Here is a 211-nt window from a genome sequence, read left to right on the forward strand (position 1 = left end):
CTCCGTGGTGGCGAGCTGTCCGGTCAGGTTCGAGACCACCGGCAGAGCGGTGTCCTGATACGTCAGCTTCTCGGCGACCGCCCGGAAGTCCTCCAGGACGGGATCCATCAGAGGCGAGTGGAAGGCGTGCGACACCTTCAGCCACCGCACCTTGCGACCCTCACCCCGCAGCTTCTCCTCCAGACCCTCCAGCGCGGCCCGCTCACCGGAG

1 protein-coding gene is annotated in these 211 nt (G+C 67.8%); it reads right to left on the reverse strand.

From position 1 onward, the window contains the following. Positions 1-211 (reverse strand): ACP S-malonyltransferase (locus OO63_RS41195; RefSeq protein WP_033265001.1); only part of this gene is annotated, 211 nt, incomplete at both ends.

Source organism: Streptomyces alboflavus (assembly GCF_000716675.1).
Classification (GTDB): Bacteria; Actinomycetota; Actinomycetes; order Streptomycetales; family Streptomycetaceae; genus Streptomyces; species Streptomyces alboflavus.